Source organism: Xanthomonas sp. BRIP62415, assembly GCF_003993515.1.
Lineage (GTDB): Bacteria > Pseudomonadota > Gammaproteobacteria > Xanthomonadales > Xanthomonadaceae > Xanthomonas > Xanthomonas euroxanthea.
In genome coordinates this window covers 1-25,211 of sequence record NZ_QEZH01000021.1, presented here as the reverse complement: position 1 = coordinate 25,211, position 25,211 = coordinate 1, and the positions used below count along the sequence as shown (strand labels likewise).

At 65.6% G+C, this 25,211-nt stretch carries 19 protein-coding genes, 1 tRNA gene and 1 pseudogene; 16 read left to right on the top strand and 5 right to left on the bottom strand.

Features of this window, described 5'->3' with window-relative positions; translation table 11 throughout:
• From EO141_RS07665 to EO141_RS07655, 3 genes and pseudogenes are all read left to right on the top strand, one after another.
• Positions 1-194, top strand: a pseudogene (locus EO141_RS07665) (xylose isomerase); the annotation flags it as partial.
• 87 nt (positions 195-281) lie between these two features.
• Positions 282-1,709 (top strand): sugar porter family MFS transporter, encoded by a 1,428-nt coding sequence (locus tag EO141_RS07660; RefSeq protein WP_164739111.1) that lies wholly within the window; start codon positions 282-284, stop codon positions 1,707-1,709.
• Positions 1,710-2,094: 385 nt separating this feature from the next.
• The gene (locus tag EO141_RS07655; protein WP_126971729.1) at positions 2,095-3,633 is read left to right on the top strand and encodes an MASE1 domain-containing protein; all 1,539 of its coding nucleotides are present in this window, start codon (positions 2,095-2,097) and stop codon (positions 3,631-3,633) included.
• Here EO141_RS07655 and EO141_RS07650 read toward each other — a convergent pair.
• Positions 3,587-4,075, bottom strand: a complete 489-nt coding sequence (locus EO141_RS07650) for a hypothetical protein (RefSeq protein WP_164739110.1) — start codon at positions 4,073-4,075, stop codon at positions 3,587-3,589. The genes EO141_RS07655 and EO141_RS07650 overlap by 47 nt on opposite strands.
• Positions 4,076-4,263: 188 nt before the next feature.
• Positions 4,264-4,488 carry a hypothetical protein gene (locus EO141_RS07645; protein ID WP_126971734.1) on the bottom strand — a complete coding sequence of 75 codons (225 nt, stop codon included), beginning with the start codon at positions 4,486-4,488 and terminating at the stop codon, positions 4,264-4,266.
• A 218-nt stretch (positions 4,489-4,706) separates the two neighbouring features.
• Here EO141_RS07645 and EO141_RS07640 point away from each other — a divergent pair, with 218 nt between their 5' ends.
• Both EO141_RS07640 and folE2 read left to right on the top strand, forming a co-directional pair.
• On the top strand, positions 4,707-5,867 hold the full coding sequence (locus EO141_RS07640) for an N-acetylmuramoyl-L-alanine amidase (protein ID WP_127168885.1): 1,161 nt from the start codon (positions 4,707-4,709) through the stop codon (positions 5,865-5,867).
• Between the two features lie 35 nt (positions 5,868-5,902).
• The gene (gene folE2, locus EO141_RS07635; protein ID WP_104582932.1) at positions 5,903-6,826 is read left to right on the top strand and encodes a GTP cyclohydrolase FolE2; all 924 of its coding nucleotides are present in this window, start codon (positions 5,903-5,905) and stop codon (positions 6,824-6,826) included.
• Positions 6,827-7,262: 436 nt separating this feature from the next.
• Here folE2 and EO141_RS07630 read toward each other — a convergent pair.
• Positions 7,263-7,337: transfer RNA gene (locus EO141_RS07630), tRNA-Glu, on the bottom strand.
• 47 nt (positions 7,338-7,384) lie between these two features.
• On the opposite strand from EO141_RS07630, the gene pcnB reads away from it, so the two are divergent.
• The 8 genes from pcnB to EO141_RS07590 all read left to right on the top strand — a co-directional run bounded on the left by pcnB (position 7,385) and on the right by EO141_RS07590 (position 14,125).
• Entirely contained in the window at positions 7,385-8,752 is a 1,368-nt protein-coding gene (gene pcnB, locus EO141_RS07625; RefSeq protein WP_104582933.1) for a polynucleotide adenylyltransferase PcnB, read from the top strand.
• Positions 8,753-8,755: 3 nt separating this feature from the next.
• Positions 8,756-9,241, top strand: a complete 486-nt coding sequence (folK, locus tag EO141_RS07620; protein WP_127168884.1) for a 2-amino-4-hydroxy-6-hydroxymethyldihydropteridine diphosphokinase — start codon at positions 8,756-8,758, stop codon at positions 9,239-9,241.
• Positions 9,242-9,276: 35 nt separating this feature from the next.
• Positions 9,277-10,092 carry a 3-methyl-2-oxobutanoate hydroxymethyltransferase gene (gene panB, locus EO141_RS07615; protein ID WP_127168883.1) on the top strand — a complete coding sequence of 272 codons (816 nt, stop codon included), beginning with the start codon at positions 9,277-9,279 and terminating at the stop codon, positions 10,090-10,092.
• Complete coding sequence (panC, locus tag EO141_RS07610; protein WP_127168882.1) at positions 10,089-10,931, top strand: pantoate--beta-alanine ligase; 843 nt, start codon at positions 10,089-10,091, stop codon at positions 10,929-10,931. The genes panB and panC overlap by 4 nt, the downstream gene beginning before the upstream one ends.
• Positions 10,932-11,108: 177 nt before the next feature.
• The gene (gene panD, locus EO141_RS07605) at positions 11,109-11,489 is read left to right on the top strand and encodes an aspartate 1-decarboxylase (RefSeq protein WP_104582937.1); all 381 of its coding nucleotides are present in this window, start codon (positions 11,109-11,111) and stop codon (positions 11,487-11,489) included.
• Positions 11,486-13,000 (top strand): glucose-6-phosphate isomerase, encoded by a 1,515-nt coding sequence (gene pgi, locus EO141_RS07600; protein WP_127168881.1) that lies wholly within the window; start codon positions 11,486-11,488, stop codon positions 12,998-13,000. Before panD ends, pgi begins: the two co-directional genes overlap by 4 nt.
• A gap of 153 nt (positions 13,001-13,153) precedes the next feature.
• Complete coding sequence (locus tag EO141_RS07595) at positions 13,154-13,498, top strand: type II toxin-antitoxin system prevent-host-death family antitoxin (RefSeq protein WP_104648595.1); 345 nt, start codon at positions 13,154-13,156, stop codon at positions 13,496-13,498.
• A 3-nt stretch (positions 13,499-13,501) separates the two neighbouring features.
• Positions 13,502-14,125, top strand: a complete 624-nt coding sequence (locus tag EO141_RS07590) for an AAA family ATPase (RefSeq protein WP_127168880.1) — start codon at positions 13,502-13,504, stop codon at positions 14,123-14,125.
• 495 nt (positions 14,126-14,620) lie between these two features.
• Here the strand turns inward: EO141_RS07590 and EO141_RS07580 are convergent, their stop codons facing one another.
• Positions 14,621-16,576 (bottom strand): alkaline phosphatase PhoX, encoded by a 1,956-nt coding sequence (locus EO141_RS07580; RefSeq protein ID WP_127168879.1) that lies wholly within the window; start codon positions 16,574-16,576, stop codon positions 14,621-14,623.
• A 435-nt stretch (positions 16,577-17,011) separates the two neighbouring features.
• Between EO141_RS07580 and EO141_RS07575 the strand changes: the two genes are divergently transcribed.
• Complete coding sequence (locus EO141_RS07575; RefSeq protein ID WP_127168878.1) at positions 17,012-19,624, top strand: exo 1,3/1,4-beta-D-glucan glucohydrolase; 2,613 nt, start codon at positions 17,012-17,014, stop codon at positions 19,622-19,624.
• Between the two features lie 257 nt (positions 19,625-19,881).
• Positions 19,882-21,444, top strand: coding sequence for a sodium/sugar symporter (locus EO141_RS07565; RefSeq protein WP_127168877.1), 1,563 nt, complete (start codon positions 19,882-19,884; stop codon positions 21,442-21,444).
• Positions 21,445-21,537: 93 nt separating this feature from the next.
• On the opposite strand, the gene EO141_RS07560 is transcribed toward EO141_RS07565, so the two are convergent.
• Positions 21,538-23,394: an EAL domain-containing protein gene (locus tag EO141_RS07560; protein WP_119128421.1), complete on the bottom strand. Its 1,857-nt coding sequence runs from the start codon at positions 23,392-23,394 to the stop codon at positions 21,538-21,540.
• Positions 23,395-23,870: 476 nt separating this feature from the next.
• Between EO141_RS07560 and EO141_RS07555 the strand changes: the two genes are divergently transcribed.
• Positions 23,871-24,827: a glycoside hydrolase family 5 protein gene (locus EO141_RS07555; RefSeq protein ID WP_104648599.1), complete on the top strand. Its 957-nt coding sequence runs from the start codon at positions 23,871-23,873 to the stop codon at positions 24,825-24,827.
• Positions 24,828-25,211: the final 384 nt, after the last annotated feature.

Below are 25,211 nucleotides of genomic sequence, written 5' to 3'. Positions count from 1 at the left end.
GGCCGTCCTCGCCGCTGGAGCAGTGGCGCGCCGAGCGTTACGCCAGCTTCGACAGCGGCGCGGGTGCGGAGTTTGCCAACGGCAGCAGCACGCTGGTGGATCTGGCCCAGTACGCGGCCGGCAACGAACCCAAGCAACTCAGCGGCCGCCAGGAAGCCTACGAGAACCTGATCAACCAGTATCTGACGCGTTGATGTCCCGTGGCCGGCGGCGCACTGCGCGTCGCCGGCCGATGTCGGCCGCCCCCGTGGCCGTTCCTTTGCATGCTTCCAGGTGAACCCATGTCCAGTGTCTCCATAGACGGCGCCCCCGATGCCGGCGAGAACACCCGTTTCATCGTCCTGATCAGTTGCGTAGCCACGATCGGCGGTTTTTTGTTCGGTTTCGATAGCGGCGTGATCAACGGCACTGTCGACGGCCTGAAGCAGACCTTCAATTCCAGTGCCGCCGAGACCGGGTTCGAAGTCGCCTCGATGCTGCTGGGCTGCGCCATTGGCGCCTTCTTCGCCGGCCGTCTGGCCGACCGCTGGGGCCGCCGCGCGGTCCTGATCATTTCTGCGGCACTGTTCCTGCTCTCGGCCATTGGCGCCGGTGCCTCGCACAGTTCCGGCTTCTTCATCTTCGCCCGCGTGATGGGCGGCTTCGCGGTGGGCGCGGCCAGCGTCATCTCGCCGGCCTACATCGCCGAGGTCGCCTCCGCGCGCTATCGCGGCCGGCTGGCCACGATGCAGCAGATCGCCATTATCAGCGGGCTGTTCTGCGCGTTCCTGAGCAACTACCTGCTGGCCAACGCCGCCGGTGCCTCCACCGAGCCGCTATGGGCCGGGCAGGCCGCCTGGCGCTGGATGTTCTGGATGCAGGCGGTTCCCTCGCTGCTGTTCCTGTTGCTGCTGCTGGTCATCCCGGAGAGCCCGCGCTACCTGGTGGTCAAGGGCCGCCGCGAGCAGGCGCTGGTGGTCTTGAAGCGCCTGTACGGCAACGCCGCCGCGCAGACCAAGCTGGCCGAGATCTCGGCCTCGATGTCGGCCGACCAGCACAAACCCAAGTTCTCCGACCTCATCAACAAGGCCACCGGCAAGATCCGCCCGATCGTCTGGATCGGCGTGGGCCTGGCGGTGTTCCAGCAACTGGTCGGCATCAACGTGGTTTTCTATTACGGCGCCGTGCTGTGGCAGGCGGTGGGTTTCTCCGAACAGGACGCGCTGCTGATCAACGTGCTCTCCGGCGGACTGAGCATCGGCGCCTGCCTGGTCACGGTGATGCTGGTCGACAAGATCGGCCGCAAGCCGCTGCTATGGGTCGGCTCGGCCGGCATGGCGGTCTCGCTGGCCCTGGTGACTTATGCCTTTGCCACCGCCTCGCTGGATCCCAACGGCAAGCTCGCCATGTCCGATGCCATGGGCATGCTCGCGCTGGTGGCCGCCAACGTCTACGTGGTGTTCTTCAATGCCTCGTGGGGCCCGGTGATGTGGGTGATGCTGGGCGAGATGTTCCCCAACCAGATCCGCGGCTCGGGCCTGGCCATTGCCGGCGCCGCGCAGTGGACCTCCAACTTCGCCATCACCGTCAGCTTCCCGATCCTGCTGGGCAGCATCGGCCTGGCCGGCGCCTACGGCATCTACACCGTCGCCGCGTTCATCTCGGTGTTCTTCGTGCTCAGGTACGTCTACGAGACCAAGGGCAAGGAGCTGGAGCAGATGGAGGGCTGATCTGCTCCGTTATGCTGATATCGGCATGGAAGACGAACAAGGCCGCGCACTGCGCGGCCTTGTTCGTTGACGGTCTCGCCTGGCATCTTGCCGATGTCTCGCATGCCTGCATCGCTGCAGGCGCCTCAATCGCGCCGGCTGTCATCGTTGGGCTGGATGCGGTGCATGCGCCTCCTCGCGACTGCTCGCAGCTCTGGCCTCTGCTGTGTCAGGCGACCCGATTCCCGCGTGGCCCAACGCACCAGCAAAGTGCAATGCGCGTCTTCAACGGCGATAACCGCCTTGAAGGGCACCGGCTCTTTTTGCAAATTGTGCGCCACCGCTATACTCCACCAGGCAGTTTCCCTCCAGACTAGGGCGAATCGTGGAACCAAGGAGTGGTGGTATGGCAGTAGCTAAAGAGCTTGTCAGGGGCATGCTGATCAGCGTGTGCTACTGCTTGGTGTTTCTGTTGCTTTGGCGTTTTTCCCTTGATCAGTGGTACCTGCCAGTTGGTTTGCGGGTCGTTACCTTGCTCTATCGACCCTATCGGGAGTGGCCGTTTCTGTTGGCAGGGGACGCTGCAGCGATGTTGTTCCTGCGGATTCCTTTGGGCGAGCTTCAGGGGTTCAGCCCGCTCTGGTCGTATTTGAGCCCCCTATTGCACGCGCCCTTGATCGCCTGTGCGATTGGACTGCTGCGTTACCGCGCTCCTTACATCGTCAAGCGGGAGCAGTGGCTTGTCCCCGCTGCTCTCGCGCTAGCGCTTTGGAATGCGTTATGCAGCCTGTTATTGAATGGGCTGCTCGGTGGGCCGCCGATCTACCCTGTTATCGACTTGCTGTTGCGATATGGAGCGGGCAGCTATCTCGGCGTGCTCACCCTGTTGTTGCCGGTAATGTTGTGGGCCAATTGGAATCAGAGTCCTGTGCGTTCCAGTTTTCCGCGGGATGTTGGCGTCGCTGTGGTTGTTGTCCTCAGCTTCTTCTTCACTCTTAGTGTCTTGAATGATCCATCGATTCGAAACGTTTTGATGGTCGCGATGCTCGTGCCGATGGTGGTGCTGACTTTCAGGCATGGGTGGAGAGGGAATGCCTTAGGGGCGCTGTTGGCAAGTTTTGCGCTTGAGTTCTCAATGCCTAAGGTGTATCAGCTCGGGTTCTTTGATCAGGCTGTTTTCAATATCCAACTGCTTTATGCGTTTGTGACGACGATTCTGTTTGTCTTTAACGCCCGTCTACGTGAGCCTGTCCGCGACGGTATATCGAATCAGTCGAAGGATGATATTTACACTTTGGGTCGCGCAAGCTACGCCAGCGCCGAGCGCTTGTTGCGCAATCGCGTGCTTGAATACTCCGACATCAATGTGCAGATCAATCGGATGCGCAAAGATGTGGTGGCCGATTTGAGAGCAAAAGGGCAGCACTCGGTTGCGATGGAGATGACACGAGTGGGTGTTATCGAATCGCAGCTGTTGCAGCAATATGTGGCTGCATTGTATCCGTTGGAAATAGAGACGCATGGGTTGTATCAAGCGCTATGTTCGCCGGCGCTTGAGCGCTTCTGTGCTTCTAAGTTCCAGTATGTGTTTCGTGGCGACTGCAGGAGCCTGTCTTTGGAGCTACAGTTGAGCGCCTATCGCAGTGTGCTCAATTGCGTCGAGATTCTGCCTCCGGCTGGCAGGCATTTCATCCAGGTGCGTGCATGGATAGCGAGGGAGACCCGTGGTGTTGCAGTACGTGTTATTGCTGATTCCGCATCGGTTGACACGGTGCGGCGCGACTCGAATGACGTAGAAGCAGAACTGAAAGCAAGATTGAAAGCGCATGGCGGCATGTTTCATCGCCGCCATGCATTGGTTCTGACATTCCTGGTCGCTGAAGCCAATCCCGTACTGGTCAGGGAGACACGATCCACTGATCCCCAGTTGCTCCGCGCCGTGTGAGCACTGTGAAGTTTCTTGTCTTATAGACAAGTTGGGCTTGACTAAGCTGGGCTGCATCGTTTGCAGTCAGCTCGCTCAGGCTTGGAGCTGAGGAGATTTTATTTTTCTTGGGCAATACAACGCGATCCACATCCTTGCCCATTGGTAGGGTCCATAGAGCGTCATCCACCCGGGCGACGACAGCGTGGACCACGCCGGTGACATCGTTGATTTGCAAATATGTCACGCCATCACGATGGAACTCGTAGATGGCAAGCGAGGAGTCCATAGCGAGGTTGGCTGCCTTGGGATTGCTATCGCCAAGCCCGACGGCGGGCGCGCCGATGCCGCCACTGGGGCAGCAATCAGCCATCGCTGCGCTCGATGCGAAGAGTCCGACGATTAAACAAAAAGCCATAGGCCAGGTTTTTGCGTTCTTCATGATTTTGCCTTCCCCCTGCATGGGGCAACTCCGCCTGCGATTCAGGCGCTTATACGTTACGTGTTGAATGGCAGATTTTGTTGATTGTTTGTCGCAGAAAATCGCTGTGGCATACCGTCCGCCGATCAGCGAGGACAGTCAACCGCATCCGCCGTTACCTGGACCTATCCGGTCAGGCGTGATGTGCGGTGCTGGAGCGCGCGCGCTATTTAGCGGCTCGGCTCGAGTTCGCCATCAGCACGCGCAAACCATCCAGTCACCCGCCGGTAATGACGTTCGCCCCAACGACGCAAAAATTGCTGAGTGTGGTGGTCGCCGAGGTCGTGCAGGCTCGCGAGACGTCGGGCGATGAAGGAGGCGGTCAGTGGCTGGCCGCAGTCGACCTCGATGCAGTGGCGCCAGGCGGTATAGCTGTCGGGGATGACGGGGGACATTGTGGCTCTTCGGCAAGAGTGAACGTGAGGGTGTAGGCGGGACACAACAGGCTTGCTTTTGCGCGATAAATGTTACTTTATAACACTTCGTTCCGTCGTTCGTCCGGTTACATCGTGTCGCGCTCCTTACCTCAGAGTGTTGTTTGCCTGGTCACCATGCCAAACCTTCCATACTCGAATCGGCTCGGTGGCCGCGTCGATCCTCCGGAACCGGCCCGATGAGGCGGCGGCAGGTGTTGCGCACCGTCGGCGCAGCCTTGGTGCTGTCGCCGGGCCTTGCCCATGCGCAGTCGCTCCCGGAGCTGCGCAGCTGCAACCTGCAGCGCCAGGGTAGGGAACTGCAGCTTCGACTTGCATTGAGTACGCAGGTCGCCTACCGCAGCTTCAGCCTGTCCAATCCAGCGCGCTTGGTCATCGACTTGCCGGGCGTTTCGACACAGCCACCGCAGGTCGATCCATTGCCTGACGGTCTCGCAGTCGTTGCCATCCGTAGCGGCCCGCATGGCGATGGGCTGCGCGTGGTGCTCGATCTGGTGCAGCCGCTGACAGCCACGGCGCGCTGGGAGGATGGTGCGCTGGTGCTCGATCTTGCTGCTGTGTCCGGTACTGCGTCGTTGTCCGCAGCCGATCCGACCGAGCCGGCTGTTGCGGCGGCTGCGCCCACGCGCTCCCGCCTGCATCCCTACGTGGTCGCCATCGACGCCGGTCATGGCGGCAAGGATCCTGGCGCGGTCAGTGCCGATGCGCGCTACGAGAAGCATGTGGCCATGGCGGTCGCGGGGCGGCTGCACCAGCGCCTGGCGGCCGATCCGCGTTACCGGCCGACCATGATCCGCAGCGATGATCGCTTCGTGGCGTTGCACGAGCGGGTGTTGATCGCCCATCGCCGCAATGCCGATCTGTTCGTGTCCATCCATGCCGATGCTGCGCCCAGCAGCCAGGCGCGCGGCGCCTCGGTGTTTGCCTTGTCGCAGAACGGCGCCAGCTCGGCATTGGCGCGCTGGATCGCCGACAGCGAAAACGCCGCCGACGACATGGGCGACAGTGCGCGCCGTCTGCGGGTGCCCAGCAACCCGGTGCTGTCGCAGGTGCTGGCCGACCTGTCGCTGAGCGGCACCATCGCCAGCAGCGTGGCGTTCGGCAAGGTGATGCTCGGGCGGCTGCAGCAGGTGACGCGGCTGCATCAGGACGAGGTCGGGCAGGCCGGCTTTGCCGTGTTGAAGTCGCCGGATATTCCGTCGTTGCTGGTGGAAACCGGCTTCATGAGCAATCGCGACGATTGCCGGCGGCTGTGTGGCGATACGCATCAGGACGAACTGGCGCAAACGCTGCATGCAGGTATCGACGATTACTTCCAGATGTTCTCCGGTCGCGCCTGAGGCGCGATTCCCCCATCTCCTTCAACGAGCTTTCGATGTCCACCACGCTTCCCGATGTTGCCGTTACCGAACCGTCCACAGCGAGTGCGCCGCTGCGCTGGGTCGGCATGCAGGACATCGCCGTGCCGGTGCGCCTGGACGATGCCGAACCCGGCGGCAGCGTGGCCGCGCGTGCCGGCGTGCAGGTGGATCTGCCGCGCCCGGAACTCAAGGGCATCCATATGTCGCGCTTGTATCGCTTGCTGGATCGGCATCTGGAGCAGCCGGTGTTGCCGGCGATGGTGTCGCAGCTGCTGCAGGCGCTGATCGACAGTCATGCCGATTGCGGCAGCCGGGCGGCGCGGCTGACGCTGAGCTTTGAGCTGATGTTGCGGGTGCCGGCGCTGCGCAGCGAAGGACTGAGCGGCTGGCGCGCCTATCCGGTGCGCATCGATGCCCAGTCAAGCGAAGGCCGCACCCGGATCCAGTTGCAGGTCGAGGTGCTGTACGCCTCCACCTGTCCCTGTTCGGCGGCCTTGTCGCGCCAGTTGCTGAGCGGTGCGTTCTTGCAGCAACACGCAGGGCGCGATGCGTTGCCGGTCGAAGAGGTGGCGCAGTGGCTGCAACAGCACGGTTCGTACGCCACGCCGCACAGCCAGCGCAGCGTGGCGCAAATACGCGTGGAGCTGGGCGCGAGCTTGCCGCGTTTCGGTATCCGCGCGCTGGTCGGCCTGTGCGAGCAGGCGCTGGCGACGCCGGTACAGGCAGCGGTACGGCGTATCGACGAGCAGGCGTTCGCCCGCTTGAATGGCGCCAACCTGATGTATGTCGAAGATGCCGCGCGGCGGTTGCGCAAGGTGCTGGCCGAGCACCATGCCGTTTTCCATGTGGCGGTGCGCCACCTGGAAAGTCTGCATGCCCACGACGCCGTCGCCGAAACCGACAGCGATGCCGGCATTTTTCATCCATTGGCCGAGTGAGGCGTTGCCATGCACTGCAAACATCCACCTCGATCTGCAATCGCTGCGCGCAAGTACGAGGGCGATCGCACGTGGCGCCGATGCGGACGCATTGTCGCGCAGGTCCATGTCCTGATCGGACCGTACGTGATGTTTGTCGCGGGGTGATCGGCATCGGCCAGGCCGATGCGCCGCCCTCGCGTGGCAGCACATGCAGCCGCAGGGGTGGAGCGGGCGGCCGACTGCGCGGCTTGGTGCACGGGTGTTTGGCCCGCAACCGGCCTCAGCCAGTCGGCGCACCGGTACATCGGATCGACGCAGTCGCCATGGGCGACATGTTCGCCGGGGCGGGGAACGGGATCATCGCGCGTCGCCCGACCAGCGGCAGTCACCGATGCCCAACAACGCAAAAGCCCCGCAATGCGGGGCCTTGGCGTGTTCTGCAGCCAGACGACGGTGGTGCTCCCTAGGGGACTCGAACCCCTGTTTTAGCCTTGAGAGGGCCACGTCCTAACCATTAGACGAAGGGAGCGTTTGGTGCGTCTTGTGCAGCGCGCTAGTATAGTGCGCTCAAACCCGTTGGGCAATCCTGCAACACAAGACGGAAGCGCCATCATCGAATCCTCAGTTACATCTCCGTTCACGCTGCGCGTCATCCCACGCGATCAGCACACCATCTCGCGCAAGGACATCAGCCCCAACGCGTTGCGCGTGCTGTACCGCCTGCGCGAATCGGGCTTTGGTGCCTACCTGGTCGGCGGCGCGGTCCGCGACTTGCTGGTCGGCGGCCACCCCAAGGATTTCGACGTGGCCACCAGTGCCACGCCGGAAGAAGTCAAAGCGCTGTTCCGCAACTGTCGCCTGATCGGCCGCCGCTTTCGCCTGGCGCATGTGGTGTTCGGTCGCGAGATCATCGAAGTGGCCACGTTCCGCGCCAACATCGACGATGGCAGCGGCGACCGCGAACTGGATAACGGCCGCCTGGTGCGCGACAACGTCTACGGCACCATCGAAGACGATGCGATCCGTCGCGACTTCACCTGCAACGCCCTGTACTACGCGATCGAGGATTTCTCGGTGCGCGATTACTGCGGCGGCTTCGAAGACGTGCAGGCGCGCCTGATGAAGCTGATCGGCGACCCGGAGCTGCGCTACCAGGAAGATCCGGTGCGCATGCTGCGCGCGGTGCGTCTGGCGGCCAAGTTGAACTTCGACATCGAAGCCGGCACCGCAGAACCCATCCCGCGCCTGGCCGGTCTGTTGTCCGAAGCGGCGCCAGCGCGCTTGTTCGAAGAGATTCTCAAGCTGTTCCTGTCCGGGCACGGCGTGGCCAGTTTCGAAGGCCTGGAGCGTTACGGCCTGCTTGGTGCGCTGTTCCCGGAAAGTGCGGCGGCCCTGAAATCCAACCGCAGTGGCGCACTGCGCGCCATGGTGCTGGAAGGCCTGCGCAACACCGATGCGCGCGTGGCCAACGACGAACCGGTGTCGCCGGCGTTCCTGTTCGCCCTGCTGCTCTGGCCGGCGTTCTGCCGCACCTTGATGGGCCTGCAGGCGCAAGGCGTGCAGCCGGAAGATGCGCAGCGTCGCGCCGCCGACCGGGTCACCCTGCATCAGCTCGAACGCGTGGCGCTGCCGCGGCGTTTCTCGCTGCCGATGCAGGAAATCTGGCTGCTGCAGACGCGGTTCTCCTCGCGCCAGCGCAAGCGCGTGTTCCGCACCTTGTCGCATCCGCGTTTCCGCGCCGCGTTCGATTTCCTGGTGTTGCGCCAGTTCGCCTCGGCCGACCATGCCGCCGATGTGGAGTTCTGGCGCGAGGCACAGAAGTCCTCCGGCCAGGAACTGGTCGATGCGATCGAAACCGCGCAGGCCGATCACGCCGGCGAGGAGGATGCACCGCGCAAGCGGCGCCGTCGCCGCCGTCGCACCGGCGCGCCCGCAGGCGAGTAGGGCGTGCAGACCGCCTTTGTCGGCCTGGGCGCCAACCTGGGCCCGGCCGAGGCCAGCGTGCGCGCGGCCATCGCCGCGCTGGGCGAGCTGCCGCAGTCCACGCTGATTGCCGCCTCGCGCCTGTACCGCACGCCGGCCTGGGGCCGCGAAGACCAGCCCGATTTCATCAATGCCGTGGCGCAGCTGCGCACTGCGCTGGCGCCACTGCCGCTGCTGGAGGCCCTGCTCGGCATCGAGCAGGCCTTCGGTCGGCAGCGCGAGGCCGGCGAGCGCTGGGGCCCGCGCACGCTGGACCTGGATCTGCTGCTGTACGCCGACCAGGTGATCGACCTGCCGCGTTTGCAGGTACCGCACCCGCATCTGCAGGCGCGCGCCTTTGCGCTGTTGCCGCTGTCCGAGCTTGCCCCGGACGCGATCATTCCGGGCCATGGAACAGTGCGACACGCCCTGCAGGCCATCGATGCCTGTGGGCTGGAGCCGATTGGGTAGATAATGGCCGGCTTATCACCCCACGTAATGACTTCATGAGCAGCCATACCGACAGCAAGCCCTGGACCGTGCCCGCCTTGGCGCAGGCCAAGCGCGAGGGTCGAAAACTGGTCATGTTGACCGCCTACGACGCAGGTTTCGCGCGGACCTTCGATGCCAACGGCGTCGACCTGATCCTGGTCGGCGATTCGCTGGGCATGGTGGTGCAGGGGCACGATTCCACCTTGCCGGTGACCACCGCCGACATGGTCTACCACACCGCCGCAGTGGCGCGGGTGCTGGAGCAGGCACTGCTGGTGGCCGATCTGTCGTTCCAGGCCGATGCCACGCCGGAGCGCGCGCTGGACGCTGCCACCCGGCTGCTGCAGGCCGGCGCGGAGATGGTCAAGATCGAGGGCGCCGGGCACAAGCTCGAGGTGATCCGCTATCTGGTCGAGCGCGAGATCCCGGTCTGCTCGCACCTGGGGCTGACCCCGCAATCGGTGCTGCGTTTTGGCGGTTACACGGTGCAGGGGCGTGGCGAAGCCGGCGAGCAGTTGCGCCGCGATGCGCAGGCCGTGGTCGATGCCGGCGCCAGCCTGGTCGTGCTGGAATGCGTACCCACGCCGATCGCCGCACAGATCAGCGCCGCGCTGCAGGTGCCCACCATCGGCATCGGCGCCGGCCCCGGCTGCGATGGCCAGGTGCTGGTGATGCACGACATGCTGGGCCTGGACAGCGGCCACCGCCGTCCCAAGTTCGTCAAGGATTTCCTCGCCGAAGGCGGCTCGGTGGCGGGCGCGGTGCGCGCTTACGCGCAGGCCGTGCGCGACGGCAGCTTCCCCGATGCAGCGCACGCGTACGCCGCATGATCCAGACCCTGACCGATCTTTCCACCCTGCGCACGCTGGTCACCGGCTGGAAGCGTGAGGGCTTGCGCGTGGCGCTGGTGCCGACCATGGGCAACCTGCACGCCGGCCACTATTCGCTGGTGATGCTGGCGCGCCAGTACGCCGACCGCGTGGTGTCGAGCGTGTTCGTCAACCCGACCCAGTTCGGCCCCAACGAAGATTTCGCGCGTTACCCGCGCACGCCGGAGGCCGACCTGCGCGGCCTGGAAGACGCCGGCTGCGATGCACTGTGGTTGCCTGACGTGGACACCATGTATCCGCTCGGCACCGCACTGGCCACGCCGATCCACGCGCCGGGCGTCAGCGACGTGCTCGAAGGGGTGTGCCGTCCCGGGCATTTCGACGGCGTGTGCACGGTGGTGGCGCGGCTGTTCAACCAGGTGCAGCCGGACGTGGCCGCCTTCGGCAAGAAGGACTATCAGCAGCTGGCGGTGATCCGCCAGATGGTGGCCGACCTGGCGTTTCCGATCGAGATCCTGGGCGGCAGCATCGTGCGCGAGGCCGATGGCCTGGCGATGAGTTCGCGCAACCAGTATCTGACGGCCGACGAGCGCCCGCGTTCGACGCAGATCCGCAAGGTGCTGCTGCAGATGCGCGACAGCTACGCCGCCGGCACCCCGCGTGCGCAGGTCGAACAGGCCGCCACCCAGGCGCTGGAACAGGCCGGTTTCCGCGTCGATTACGCGGTGGTGCGGCTGCCCGATCTGAGCGAGCCGGGCGACAGCCATGCCGGCGCGCGCGTGGCCTTGATCGCCGCCCGCCTGGGCGCCACGCGGCTGATCGACAACCTGGAATTCTGAGCGGTCCCCATGCCGCTGCAAGCACCGGGTCGGGCCATGACCGGCGACGCCGGCGAACCGGCGCACGGGCACGTTTGTCCAGCGCCGGCCTGAAGCACTCACCACCGGTTGTAGGGCAGGCCGGTGGACATCGGCGCTTTCCGCTAAAATGCCGGCTTTCCTTTGCCGTTGCCCGTCATGCACCTGTCCCTGCTGAAAGCCAAGATCCACCGCGCCACCGTCACCCATTCCGAGCTCAATTACGAGGGCTCGATCGCCATCGACGGCCTGCTGCTGGAAGCCACCGGCATCCGTGAGTTCGAACAGGTGCATATCTGGGACGTCACCAACGGTGCGCGTTTCAGCACCTATGCCATTCGTGCCGAGGAAGGCAGCGGCATCATCTCGCTCAACGGCGGCGCCGCGCGTCACGTGCAGGTAGGCGATCTGATCATCGTGGCCGCCTTCGCCAGCATGAGCGAAGCCGAAGCCGAGACCTTCAAGCCCAATCTGGTATATGTGGACGGCAGCAACACGATCACCCACACCAACCACAGCATCCCCACGCAGGCCGCATGACACACACCAACGGATTCGACGCGCTTCACGCCCACGCCCAGCGCCTGCGCGGCGCTGCCATCCCCGCATTGCTTGCCGCCGAGCCACAACGGCCGACGCAGTACGCCAGGCAGGTCGGTCCGTTGTATTTCAATTTCGCGCGGCAGAAGTACGACCGCGCCGCGCTCGATGCCTTGTTCGCCATCGCGCGCGAGCGTGATCTGGCCGGCGCGTTCCAGCGCCTGTTCCGCGGCGAGCAGGTCAATGTCACCGAGCAGCGCGCTGCACTGCATACCGCGTTGCGCGGCGACCTGACCGATGCGCCGGTGGCCTCCGAAGCGTATGCAACCGCTGCGGAAGTGCGCCAGCGCATGGGCGCGCTGATCCAGCAACTGGAAGCCACCGACGTCACCGATATCGTCAGCGTCGGCATCGGCGGCTCGGACCTGGGGCCGCGGCTGGTGGCCGACGCCTTGCGCGCGCCGTCCGGTGCGCGGTTCCGCGTGCATTTCGTCTCCAACGTCGACGGCGCGGCAATGCAGCGCACGCTGGCCACGCTGGACCCGGCGCGCACTGCCGGCATCCTGATTTCCAAGACCTTCGGCACCCAGGAAACCCTGCTCAACGGCAGCATCCTGCACGCCTGGCTGGGTGGCAGCGAGCGGCTGTACGCGGTGAGTGCCAATCCCGAGCGCGCCGCCAAGGCCTTCGACATCGCGCCGAGCCGCGTACTGCCGATGTGGGACTGGGTCGGTGGCCGTTATTCGCTGTGGTCGGCGGTGGGTTTCCCGATCGCCCTGGCGATCGGCTTCGAACGTTTCGAACAATTGCTGGAAGGCGCGGCGCAGTTCGACGCGCATGCGCTCGACACGCCGCTGGAAGAAAACGTCGCCGTGCTGCATGGCCTGACGGCGGTGTGGAACCGCAACCTGCTCGGCAGCGCCACGCATGCGGTGATGACTTACGACCAGCGTCTGGCCCTGCTGCCGGCCTACCTGCAGCAGCTGGTGATGGAAAGCCTGGGCAAGCGGGTCAAGCTGGACGGTTCTGCCGTGGACAGCGACACCGTATCGGTGTGGTGGGGCGGTGCCGGTACCGATGTGCAGCACAGCTTCTTCCAGGCGTTGCACCAGGGCACCAGCGTGGTGCCGGCCGATTTCATCGGCACCGTGCACAACGACGATCCGTACGCGGAAAACCATGTCGCGCTGATGGCCAACGTATTGGCGCAGACCGAGGCGCTGGCCAACGGCCAGGACAGCAGCGATCCGCACCGCAGTTATCCGGGCGGCCGCCCGAGCACGGTGATCCTGCTCGACGCGCTGACCCCGCAAGCGCTGGGCGCGCTGATCTCGATGTACGAGCACAGCGTCTACGTGCAGTCGGTGATGTGGGGCATCAATGCCTTCGACCAGTTTGGTGTGGAGCTGGGCAAGCAGCTGGCCAGCCAGTTGCTGCCGGCACTGAAGGGTGAGTCGGCCGACGTGGCGGACCCGGTGACGCGCGAACTGCTGGCCAAGCTGCGCGGCTGAGCCTGGTGCATCGGTGGCAAGACGACGGGGCCTACGGCCCCGTTTCGTTGTTAGGCGGACTAGCAGGCGTGGGATTGGGTCAAAATAGCCAAATTTCCCAAAATGGGAAGTTGAGCGTAGGCTGTGAGTCACCACCACGTGCAGGACCGTCCCATGTCTCGCCTCCAGGATCTGCCCGAGCTCGAAACATCCCCTGCCGCCGACATCAAGGTGAAGGGCTGGCCCAGCCTGATGCGCAAGGTGCGCTCGCATGGCGCGGTGGTCATCACCAACCATAATCATCCCGAGGCGGTCGTGGTGGATGCGGAGGAGTACCACCGTCTGGTAAGGCAGGCGAGCGCAGCGGCGGCCGCCTCGACGCGGGCGCAATCGCTGCAGGCGTTGCAGGCCAGGTTCGACGCGCATCTGGCGGCAGTGACCGATGGCCCAGGCCTGGCCCAGGTGATCGGCAAGCCGGCACGCCGAGGCAGCAAGGTCACCCTGGGCCCGTCGCTCTAGATCGTGGGAAACATCCTGGTGCTGGCCGGCGTCAACGGCGCCGGCAAGAGTTCGCTGCTGGGCAGCGTGTTGCGGGAAGACGGCGGCACCTGGTTCAACCCGGACGCGTTCACCCGGGAGCTGGTGGAGCAGGGGTGGCCACCGGAACAGGCCAATGCGCAAGCCTGGCAGGAGGGCGTGCGACGGCTGCGCAAGGCCATGGATGCTGGCAACGACTATGCATTGGAAACCACCCTGGGGGCGACGACCATCCCGCGCCTGCTGCGGCAGGCCTGCGCGCAGCACACCGTGGCGATCTGGTTCTGCGGCCTGTCCAGCGTCGAGCTGCATATCGAACGGGTGGCCGCGCGCGTGGCCGCCGGCGGGCATGCCATCCCCGAGCACAAGATCCGCGAGCGCTACGATGCCTCGCGTGCCAACCTGATCGCGCTGCTGCCGCATCTGGCGGTGCTGCATGTCTACGACAACAGCGTGCCCGCCGATGCGACCGGGCAGGTCGCGCCGCTGCTGGTGCTGGAACTGGACCGCAACGGCCTGCAGTACCCGACCACGCCGGACGAACTGGCGCAGGTGCCCGGCTGGGCCAAGCCCATCGTGATGGCGGCGCTGGAGTTGCGGCAGCCTTGAGCCGCGCGCTCATGCACTTGCGGTCTGATCTGCTTCTCGCCGACGCGGCCCGACATCCATCGACCTCACCGGTAGGAGCGCACCCGGGCACGACAGGTTAGATCGGCAAAGCTCCTCGCGCCCAGGTGCGCTCCTACCGGCATTGCGACAGCAGCGAGACGCCACGCTGCACGCGTCGGCCTCACCGGTAGGAGCGCACCCGGGCGCGACAGGTTAGATCGGCAAAGCTCCTCGCGCCCAGGTGCGCTCCTACCGGCATTGCGACAGCAGCGAGAACGCCGCGCTGTACGTGTCAGCTGTAACGTCACGCAGCGCTGCGGCGCGGCCCGACATCCAGCGACCTCACCCGTAGGAGCGCACCCGGGCGCGACAGGCATACCGGCAAAGCTCCTCGCGCCCAGGTGCGCTCCTACTGGCATTGCGACAGCAACGAGAGCGCCATGCTGTATGTGTCAGCTGCAGCGCCACGCAACGCTGCAACTGGAACGGCGGCGCCTAGGCCTGGCCCAGCTTTACTGCCACCGGGTCGCCGGTGAGGTAGCCCACCGCCGCGCCGAAGCGGTTCTTGTAGTTGGCGCGCACCAGCGGATCCAGTGTGGCCTTGACGGTGTCGTGCAGCGGGCTTTCCCAATCACCGGGGTGCTGGAAATTGCTCATCACGTAGGTCCAGCCGTGGATCTGGTCGACCGCATGCAGGCCGGTGGATTCGGCGCCGGCGGGCACCGACAGCAGGCGCGTGAGGCTGCCGCTGTCCACGTTGTAGGCCCACAGAAAATTGTTGACGTGCAGGCTGCTGTCTTCGCCGATGAACAAGGTGCGCAGCGCTTCGGAGAACTTGAGGTTGTCCGGGTTGGCCAGGCGCTCCGGATCGGCCAGGTTGCCCAGCGCGTCGGCCTTGGCCAGGTCGTGGCCGGTGAGCGCGGCCGGTGCGGCCATGTCGATCGGCACCCAGTCGCTGTGGATCGGCGCGCCGTGGTGGTCGCGCTGGCCGCCGCGCAGATTCAAGGCGTACACCGCGCCCGCGTCCGGGCCCTCCACCTTCACGTCGCCCGAGCCGTCGCGCATGCTGGTGACGATGTAGGACATCGCCATGTAGGCGATCTTGTCGCGGGCATTGACGGTGGTGCCTTCGAGCTTGGTGAAGCCCAGGCTGCCGCCGGCCAGGGCGGCGTAGCGGTGGGTTTCCAGATACGTGGCCGCCTTCTCCATGCCGGGCTTGATGCGGATCCAGTTGAAGGTGCCGTTGAACGGAATCTTGGTGAACGCGGCATCGCCCGGGTCGCTCAGATGCACGTCGAGGATGTCGGCGGCGGTGAGGCGGTCGGCCATGGCCTGGATCTCGGCACTGGTGGCATGGCCGAGCTTGATCCAGCGCAACGTGGCCGCGCCCGGGCCCACGCCCGAGGTCTGCTGCCACTTGCCCACGTACAGGGTGCCGGCCGACAGGTCCGCCTTGCGGTCGGCGATGAACATGAACAGCCCGCCATTGGTGGCGTCGTCGCCCATCAGCACGGTGCGCTGGTCGGGCATCACCTGCACCAGCTCGTGCGAGATGCGGCCCAGGCAGTAATGCTTGCGCACGCTCCCGGTGCCGTCCGGGTGGACGGTGATTTCGGGCAGATGGCCGTAGTGATAGGGGTTGGCCTTTTCCGGGTCGCCGTACAGATGCGTGCTGTAGCTGCGAAACTGGGTATTGCCGGCCAGCGCGGTGGCGTCGGGTTCGTATTCTTCGCTGGACAGGTGGGTATTCCACGGCGACAGGCTGGCCCCGCAGGTGGTCCACAGCCCGTGCACCGGTGCCGTGTCGACGTTGTGGTACTTCACCAGCGACAGCTTGCCGGTGGCCGGGTCCTGATCCAGCGTCAGCACGGCGATCGGCGCGGGCAGGTGCCGGTTGGTGTCGTTGCCGGCCTGGTCGCGGGTGGTGTATTCGAACTGCACCACCGCGAAGACGTGATTGCCCTTGACCCCGGGCACCTTGGCATCGGGCAGGGTCAGCAGCGAGGAGCCGTCCGGGCAGTCGGAAAAGAACGGCTGTTCGGCACCGGGTTTGGAGCGGTCGATGATCGGGCGGTGCTGGATGTCGTAGTAGCCGCCGGCCAGCACGGTGCCGCCCTTGCCGTCGGGCACTTGGTCGCCGGTGACGAAGAACGGGTGGTACGCAAGCGCATACCGCTGGGTGCTGCCGTCGCTGCGCGCCACCGTCAGCGACGAGCCCACCGTGGTGGTGGCCATCGCCGCGGGGTTGGCCAGGCTGGGCGCCGGCATGCCATGGAAGGTGGCCGACACCAGCTGGGTCGGGGTGTCCGACGGCCGCAGCGGGCGTGCGGCCAATGCCGCACCGCCGAGGTGTTGCAGGGCGGCGGCGCTGGCGCTGCCCAGCGGCAACAGCGGGACGGACGCCAGCAGGTGCATCAGGCGGCGGCGGGCGGGATCGGGGGAGGCGGACATCGAAACTCCAGGCAAAGACGACGATCAACGATGGCCGGTGGCGCATCGGCAAGCCGGTCACGCTAGGCCCGGGGTATGACAGTTGTTTGACGGCGAGCTCACCTGTTGGCGGGCATTCGACCAGGGCGCCGCAAGCGAACCCGGCAATACCTGCACCGGCGAGTTGGGCTGCGCAGTGCGGAGCCGGTACGGTGGTGCATTGCAGCAAAGTGCGCCGCCACGCAAGCCCAGGCGCCACGCCGGATTTGGCGGTTTCCCGTGGTTTGACGGGTGCTGCCGGTATTCCAAGCCTATAGCCCGGGCCAATAAGTTGCCCGTCGTTTGGCATACGAGCGCGCGGTGTTGACAGGGTAGGGGAATCACGCAAGCGTACGCCGCCTAATGGCCTGCGGCGTCACGCATCGCCGTGGGGAGAACCACCTGGAGACCTGGATCTTGGACAAGCTGCTTCGTCGTACCGCCGCGCCTGTCGCGCGTCGTGCCCTCTCTCTGGCTACCGCCGCCGCGGTGCTGATGCTGGCCGCCTGCCAAGGCAAGGACACCGCCGCCGAGGCAAGCAAGACCGCACCGGCCGCCGCGCCCGCCGAGGCGTCCACCGCCATCCATCCCGACCAGTGGCCGTCGCCGAAGTGGCCGTTCGCCCAGGACCAGGCCCTGGAGCAGCGCATCACCGATGTGATGGCCAAGATGAGTGTCGAAGAGAAGGTCGCCCAGACCATCCAGGGCGACATCGCCAGCATGACCCCGGACGACGTGCGCAAGTACCGCATCGGGTCGGTGCTGGCCGGTGGCAACTCCGACCCGGGCGGCAAGTACGACGCCAAGCCGGCCGAGTGGCTGAAGCTGGCCGACGCCTTCTACGAAGCGTCGATGGACACCTCCAAGGGCGGCAATGCGATCCCGATCATCTTCGGCATCGATGCGGTGCACGGCCAGAGCAACATCGTCGGTGCCACGCTGTTCCCGCACAACATCGGCCTGGGCGCCACGCGCAACCCGGAGCTGATCAAGAAGATCGGTGAAGTCACCGCCGCCGAAACCCGCGTCACCGGCATGGAGTGGACCTTCGCGCCCACCGTGGCGGTACCGCAGGACGACCGCTGGGGCCGCAGCTACGAAGGCTATTCCGAGTCGCCTGACGTCGTGGCCAGCTTCGCCGGCAAGATGGTCGAAGGCGTTCAGGGCGTGCCGGGCACCCCGCAGTTCCTCGATGGCAGCCACGTGATTTCCTCGGTGAAGCATTTCGTCGGCGACGGCGGCACCACCGACGGCAAGGACCAGGGCGACACCAAGGTGTCCGAAGCCACCATGCGCGATATCCACGCGGCCGGTTACCCGCCGGCGATCGCGGCCGGTGCGCAGACGGTGATGGCCTCGTTCAACAGCTTCAATGGCGAGAAGATGCACGGCAACAAGGTCATGCTGACCGACGTGCTCAAGGGCCGCATGAACTTCGGCGGTTTCGTGGTCGGCGACTGGAATGGCCACGGCCAGGTCAAGGGCTGCACCAACGAAAACTGCCCGGCCTCGTTCATTGCCGGCGTCGACATGGCGATGGCCTCCGACAGTTGGAAGGGCATCTACGAGACCGAACTGGCGGCAGTGAAGTCGGGCCAGATCTCCGCCGAGCGCCTGGACGATGCGGTGCGCCGGATCCTGCGCGTCAAGCTGCGCCTGGGCCTGTTCGAAGCCGGAAAGCCATCCAAGCGCCCGCTCGGTGGCAAGTACGAACTGCTCGGCGCGCCGGAACACCGCGCGATCGCCCGCCAGGCGGTGCGCGAGTCGCTGGTGCTGCTCAAGAACCAGGCCGGCATCCTGCCGCTGGATCCAAAAAAGCGCGTACTGGTGCTGGGCGACGGTGCCAACGACATGGGCAAGCAGTCCGGCGGCTGGACGCTGAACTGGCAGGGCACCGGCACCAAGCGCAGCGACTACCCCAATGGCAACACCATCTGGGAAGGCCTGGACAAGCAGATCAAGGCCGCCGGCGGCACCGCCGAGCTTGCAGTCGATGGTGCGTACAAGACCAAGCCCGACGTGGCGGTGGTGGTGTTCGGTGAGAACCCGTACGCCGAGTTCCAGGGCGACATCGCCACCCTGCTGTACAAGCCGGGCGACGAGAGCGAGCTGGCATTGATCAAGAAGCTCAAGGCCGAGGGCATTCCGGTGGTGGCGGTGTTCCTGAGCGGGCGCCCGTTGTGGATGAACCAGTACATCAATGCGGCCGATGCGTTCGTCGCCGCCTGGTTGCCGGGTTCCGAAGGCGAGGGCATTGCCGACGTGCTGCTGCGCAAGGCCGACGGCACGGTGCAGAACGACTTCAAGGGCAAGCTGAGCTTCTCCTGGCCCAGGACCGCGGTGCAGTTCGCCAACAACGTCGGCCAGAAGGATTACGACCCGCAGTTCAAGTTCGGCTTCGGCCTGACCTATGCCGACAAGGGCGACCTGGCCGCGCTGCCGGAGGAATCGGGCGTGTCCGGCGAGCAGTCGGTGGGCGGGGTGTACTTCGTGCGCGGCAAGCCGGCGCTGGGCATTGCGATGCAGCTGTCCAACGCCGGCCAGGCCAACATGCCGGCCACCACGCTGCCGGTGGGTCTGTCCGATGGCAGCCTGAAGATGACCGCCGTCGATCACAAGGCGCAGGAAGATGCGCGGCGCCTGGTGTGGTCCGGTGCCAAGGCCTCCAGCGTGTTGCTGGTGTCCGGCAAGCCGGTCGACGTCTCGCGCGAGAGCAACGGTGATGTGCAGCTGCAGCTGACCGTGCGCCGCGACAGCGCGGTGACTGGGCCGGTATGGCTGGGCGTGGGCTGTGGCGACAACTGCGGCGGCCGTGTCGATGCGCAGAAGACCCTGGCCGCGCTGCCGCAGGGCCAATGGAAGGTGCTGGGCGTGCCGCTGAAGTGCTTTGCGGTGGCCGGTGCGGACGTGACCAGGCTGACCCAGGTCGCCAGCATCGAAAGCGCTGCGGCGCTGGACCTGTCGGTGTCGAAGATCGCGCTGGGCGCGCTCAACGAAGCCGAAGTCACGCTCGACTGCCCGGTCAAGTAAGCAGCACACCCGCAGGCGCGCCTGCGGGTGTGTCCAGGTAATCAGGACACACACGCGTCGCCGGTCCCGGCGACGTGCTACAGCGGCCACCCTCGGCGGTGGTGTCATCAGCCGCCGCGGGACGCGCGCGTCGATCGGCCGGGACGGCCTGCAGCTGCGGTTCGCCGCGCTGCCGCCACGCACGCAGTGCGGGCGGCGGCAGTCTGCAGACCTGTCCGGTCCACGACGCTCGGCCCAGAGCCAGACAGGAGAGTGCAGTGGGTTTGGCGACGTTGGATATCGTGATTGTGCTGGTCTATCTGACCGGCATCTTCGTGCTCGCGCAGTGGGTCTCACGCGAGAAGGCAGGTCACAGCAAGAGCGCCGAGGATTACTTCCTGGCCAGCAAGTCGTTGCCGTGGTGGGCGATCGGCGCCTCGCTGATCGCCGCGAACATCTCGGCCGAGCAGATCATCGGCATGGCCGGTTCCGGCTACGCGATCGGGCTGGCGATTGCCTCCTACGAGTGGATGGCGGCGCTGACGCTGCTGATCGTCGGCAAGTTCTTCCTGCCGATCTTTCTGCGCAACGGCATCTACACCATGCCGCAGTTCCTGGAACAGCGCTACGGCAAGTGGATCCGCACGCTGATGGCGGTGTTCTGGCTGCTGCTGTATGTGTTCGTCAATCTCACCTCGATCCTGTGGCTGGGCTCGATCGCGGTCAGCCAGGTCACCGGCATGGACCAGACCCTGGCGCTGGCACTGATCGGCGTGTTCGCGCTGGTCTACCAGCTGTATGGCGGCTTGAAGGCGGTGGCGCTGACCGACATCGTGCAGGTCACGCTGCTGGTGCTGGGCGGCCTGCTGGTGGCCGGGCTGACCCTGGCACGGATCGGCGACGGTGCCGGCGTGCTGGCCGGCTTCAAGCATCTGTGGAGTGCGCACCCGGAGCACTTCCACATGATCCTGAGCAAGGACAACCCGTTCTACAAGGACCTGCCCGGCCTGAGCGTGCTGCTGGGCGGCCTGTGGGTGATGAACATCAGCTACTGGGGGTTCAACCAGTACATCATCCAGCGCGCGCTGGCGGCCAAGAACATCGGCGAGGCGCAGAAGGGCATGGTGTTCGCCGCGTTCCTGAAGCTGCTGATGCCGTTGGTGATCGTGGTGCCGGGCATTGCCGCAGTGGTGCTGGCGCCGGACCTGGCCAAGCCCGACCAGGCCTATCCGACCATGATGCAGCTGTTGCCGACCGGCATCCTGGGCCTGGTGTTCGCGGCGCTGGTGGCGGCGATCGTGGCCTCGCTGGCCTCCAAGATCAACTCGGTGGCGACGATCTTCACCCTGGATTTCTACGCCAAGTTCCGCCCGCAGACCGAGCAGAAGCAGCTGGTGCGCGTGGGCCGCATCGTGGCCATCGTGGCGGTGATCATCGGCATCCTGACCGCGCGGCCGTTGCTGGGCAACTTCGACCAGGGTTTCCAGTTCATCCAGGAATTCACCGGCTTCTTCACCCCGGGCGTGGTGGTGATCTTCATGCTTGGCCTGTTCTGGAAGCGCGCCAACGAAGCCGGTGCGCTGACCGCGGCGATCGGCTCGGTGGTGCTGTCGTTCGCGCTCAAGTTCGCCTGGCCGGAACTGCCGTTCATGGACCGCATCGGCGTGGTGTTCGTAGCCGCGCTGGTGCTGGCGGTGCTGGTGTCGTTGATGACCGCCCCGACCCAGGCACGTGATCTGATCCGCACCGACGATGTGGCCTACGGCACCACGCTGGGCTTCAAGATCGGTGCGATCGGGGTGGTGGCGATCCTGGTCGCGCTGTACGCGGTGTTCTGGTAATCGATCGGACCGCACGCTGAGATCAGCCGTGCATATGCGGCGCGACACGCAGGTGTCGCGCCGCATTGCGTTTGGACGTTGTGCGGTTGCCGCTTACACCCGCGCCGCCGCCAGGCTCGCAGCGAGCAGGTTGACCGGTGCTTCGAACTGCTCGTGCCACGGCGTCTGCAGCCAGGTTTCCAGTGCGGCCGCCGGCATCGGTTTGGCGATCCAGTAGCCCTGGCCTTCGTCGCAGCCCCAGGCGCGCAACTGCGTGTAGGCCTCCGCCGATTCAATGCCTTCGGCGACCACGCGCTGGCCCAGGCTGTGGCCGAGCTGGATCATGGCCGGCACCAGGGTGCGGTCGGTGCGGTTGTCCGGCAACGAGCGGATGAAGGACTGATCGATCTTCAACGAGCTGGCTGGCAGCTGCTTGAGATAGCTGAAATTGCTGTAGCCGGTGCCGAAGTCGTCGATGGCGATGTGCACGCCCAGCGCCGCGATCGCCGCCAGTTGCTCGGCCAGATGCTCGGGGTGGCGGATCATCGCGCTTTCGGTGAATTCGATCTCCAGCCGGCGCGGATCCAGCTTGTGGCGCTCCAGGCCACGCCGCAGCAGGCCGACGAAGCCGGGCCTGTCCAGGTCGGCGGCCGACACGTTCAAGGCCAGATTGAAATCCAGGCCCTGTTGCTGCCAGCGCGCTGCCTGGGCGATGCCGTTGTCGATCACCCAGGCAGTGATGCGGTTGATCAACGCAGTCTTCTCGGCCATTGGCACGAAGTCGGCGGGCATCACCGGGCCGATCATCGGATGCTGCCAGCGCAGCAGCGCTTCCACCCCGACGCAGCGGTGATCGTGCAGGTCCACGCGCGGCTGGTAGTGCAGACGCAGCTGGCTGGAACTGTCCAGCGCGGCGGGCAGGGCCGCCAGCAGGCGGAAGGTATTGCGCTGGGCCACGTCGTGCTTGCGCTCGTACATGCTCCAGGGCGCACCGCGCTCGCGCGAGATATCCACCGAAGTGGTCAGCGAACGGATGGTGTCGGCCGCGCCATAGCTGGTCTGCAGCGAGACCGCGCCGATCGAGGCCACCGGGGTATGCGGAATGCCCTGATGTTCCAGCGGCTCGGCAAAGGCCTTGGAGACCTTGGTGCACAGCGTGGACAACCGGTGCGTCTCGACCTGGGCCAGGAAGCCGAAGGTGGTCGGGTCCAGCCGATACAACGCGGTGCCGGCGGGTAGATAGGCCGCCAGGCGACGCTGCGCGAGCGCCACATAGCCGTCGGCATAGTCCCAGCCCAGCGCCTTGACCATTTCGCGGAAATAATCGCTGCCGCAGATGTCGACCGCCACGGCGGTGGTGGCCGGGGCGCTGTCGCGTTGCGACAGCCAGGCATCCAGGTCTTCGGCAAAGCGCGACCGATTGGGCAGCCCGGTCGGGCCGTCGCGATAGGTGGTGCTGCGCAGGTTTTCCACCCGCAGCACCGCCAGGTCGCGCAGGCCTTCCAGTTGGGTGATCGCCTCGGCGTCCAGACCCGGGCGCGGGCTGGTTCCGATCACGCACAAGGTGCCGATGCGGTGGCCGTCGCGCAGCGTCAGCGGTGCGCCGGCGTAGAAGCGGATGAACGGCGGGCCCAGCACCAGCGGGTTGTCGCAAAAGCGCGGATCCAGTTGCGCGTCGGGCACCACCATCACCTCGTGGGTGCGGATCGCATGCGCGCAGAACGCCTGGTCGCGCGGTGTTTCCTGCGGCTCCAGGCCGATGCGGGCCTTGAACCACTGGCGATGCTCGTCCACCAGCGACACCAGTGCGATTTCCGCGCCCAGGTTGCGGGCAGCCATCGCGGCGATGGTCTCGAACACCGGATCGGGCGGCGAGTCCAGCAGGCACAGACCACGCAGGACGGCCAACCGGGTCGACTCATCGACCTCGGGCGGAGGAGGGGAACTGACGGGAGCGAGCGCGGAATGCATGTGCTCGTATCGGCCTGAAGCGTGATCCCTTGATCCACAGCGCCGGACTTTGTTCAGTTGACGCGGCTTTCCCGCACGGTGGCCGCGGTTGAAGCGCCGCGGCGATGGCCGCGCCGCGGCGGCATCAGGCAACGGTTTGGGCAACGGCTGGGCGCCAGGCCGGCGATTGCGCCGGCTCCTGCGTCATGCCCGATGTAAGCAGCGGTCCGGCAGCGCCGTCGGCACCGATGCGCGTTGCTCAACATTATCGACGCCTGGCCGATCACTGGTGGTAAGCCCGCCTTGTCGTCCCACTAGCCGTAACGATTCAGCGCACCTAATTTGGTGCTTGTTCGTTGTGTGACAGGCATTGCATCAACAGCTACCGCAAATTGACACAGTGTTCACGGGCGCTGTGAGTTAGGCCATCGCCCGTCATCCTCCCCGCTGCCTGGAAATCGATCGTGAAATCACCGTTGCCCCGTTTTGCCCGCCGCATGCTGCTGGTCGTTGCAGGCCTGGCATTGTCGTCTGCCGCGCACGCAGGGCTGTCGGTGTCCGGCACCCAGCTGCGTGAGTCCAATGGCAATACCGTGGTATTGCGTGGCGTCAATCTGCCGCACGCCTGGTACGCAAGCCGAACCGATGCGGCCCTGGCCGCCATTGCCGCCACCGGCGCCAACAGCGTGCGTGTGGTGCTCAGTTCCGGTTATCGCTGGAACCGTACGCCGGAGGCCGAGGTGGCGCGCATCATCGCGCGTTGCAAAAGCCTGGGCTTGATCGCGGTGCTGGAGGTGCACGACACCACCGGCTATGGCGAAGACGGCGCCGCCGCCGGTCTGTCCCATGCCACTGCGTACTGGACCAGCATCCGCAAGGCACTGATCGGCAACGAAGACCACGTCATCATCAACATCGGCAACGAGCCGTTCGGCAACCAGTTGAGCGCCAGCGAATGGGTCAATGGCCATGCAACGGCGATCGCCGCGTTGCGCAAGACCGGGCTGACCCACGCATTGATGGTGGATGCACCGAACTGGGGCCAGGACTGGAAGTTCTACATGCGCGACAACGCGGCCGCCTTGCTGGCGCGCGACAGCCGCCGCAACCTGATCTTCAGCGTGCACATGTACGAAGTGTTCGGCAGCGATGCAACGGTCAACAAGTATTTGCGCGCCTTCCGCGATAAAAAGCTGGCACTGGTGATCGGCGAGTTCGGAGGAGACCATCGCGGCGCGCAGGTGGACGAGGCGGCGATCATGCGTCGCGCCCGCGAATACAACGTTGGCTACCTGGGCTGGTCGTGGTCGGGCAACGACAGCAGCACGCAATCGCTGGATATCGCAATCGGCTGGAACGCCACGCGCCTCAGCAGTTGGGGCCGCAACTTGATCCTGGGCGCCGATGGCATCACGGCGACCTCGCGCAGGGCGAGCGTATTCGGCCCGCGTTGAGATTGAAGCTCCACAGTCGGTAGAGCGGTCGATCCGGCGCTTGGTTGCAGGCCCTTGCCCGGCCACCATGGCGGGACACGCCGCAAGTACGTCCGTGTAGGCTCTAACGCGGCATCCATCCCGCGTCAGGTTCCGCGACGATGGGCCGGCAAGGACCAGTCGAGATGGTCGGTGTGTGTGGTTGCAAGCAGTGCATGACGTGCTCTGGTCGGCCCGCAGGCGTCGAGGGCACCGCGCCTTCGACGCTGCGCGTTTGTTGCAGGGCCCTTGCCCGCCCACCATCGCGGGACACGCCGTGAATCCGTCCATGGAGGCTCTTACGCGGCATCCATGCCGCGTAAGGTCCCGCGACGGTGGGCGGGCAAGGACCTGTCGGGATGGTCG

Excerpts from the sequence above, each read along its gene's own strand:
- EO141_RS07660 (WP_164739111.1), top strand. The coding sequence starts at position 282 with ATGTCCAGTGTCTCCATAGACGGCGCCCCCGATGCCGGCGAGAACACC.
- EO141_RS07655 (WP_126971729.1), top strand. The coding sequence starts at position 2,095 with ATGGCAGTAGCTAAAGAGCTTGTCAGGGGCATGCTGATCAGCGTGTGC.
- EO141_RS07650 (WP_164739110.1), bottom strand. The coding sequence starts at position 4,075 with ATGCAGGGGGAAGGCAAAATCATGAAGAACGCAAAAACCTGGCCTATG.
- EO141_RS07645 (WP_126971734.1), bottom strand. The coding sequence starts at position 4,488 with ATGTCCCCCGTCATCCCCGACAGCTATACCGCCTGGCGCCACTGCATC.
- EO141_RS07640 (WP_127168885.1), top strand. The coding sequence starts at position 4,707 with ATGAGGCGGCGGCAGGTGTTGCGCACCGTCGGCGCAGCCTTGGTGCTG.
- folE2 (WP_104582932.1), top strand. The coding sequence starts at position 5,903 with ATGTCCACCACGCTTCCCGATGTTGCCGTTACCGAACCGTCCACAGCG.
- panB (WP_127168883.1), top strand. The coding sequence starts at position 9,277 with ATGAGCAGCCATACCGACAGCAAGCCCTGGACCGTGCCCGCCTTGGCG.
- panC (WP_127168882.1), top strand. The coding sequence starts at position 10,089 with ATGATCCAGACCCTGACCGATCTTTCCACCCTGCGCACGCTGGTCACC.
- panD (WP_104582937.1), top strand. The coding sequence starts at position 11,109 with ATGCACCTGTCCCTGCTGAAAGCCAAGATCCACCGCGCCACCGTCACC.
- pgi (WP_127168881.1), top strand. The coding sequence starts at position 11,486 with ATGACACACACCAACGGATTCGACGCGCTTCACGCCCACGCCCAGCGC.
- EO141_RS07595 (WP_104648595.1), top strand. The coding sequence starts at position 13,154 with ATGTCTCGCCTCCAGGATCTGCCCGAGCTCGAAACATCCCCTGCCGCC.
- EO141_RS07580 (WP_127168879.1), bottom strand. The coding sequence starts at position 16,576 with ATGTCCGCCTCCCCCGATCCCGCCCGCCGCCGCCTGATGCACCTGCTG.
- EO141_RS07560 (WP_119128421.1), bottom strand. The coding sequence starts at position 23,394 with ATGCATTCCGCGCTCGCTCCCGTCAGTTCCCCTCCTCCGCCCGAGGTC.
- EO141_RS07555 (WP_104648599.1), top strand. The coding sequence starts at position 23,871 with ATGCTGCTGGTCGTTGCAGGCCTGGCATTGTCGTCTGCCGCGCACGCA.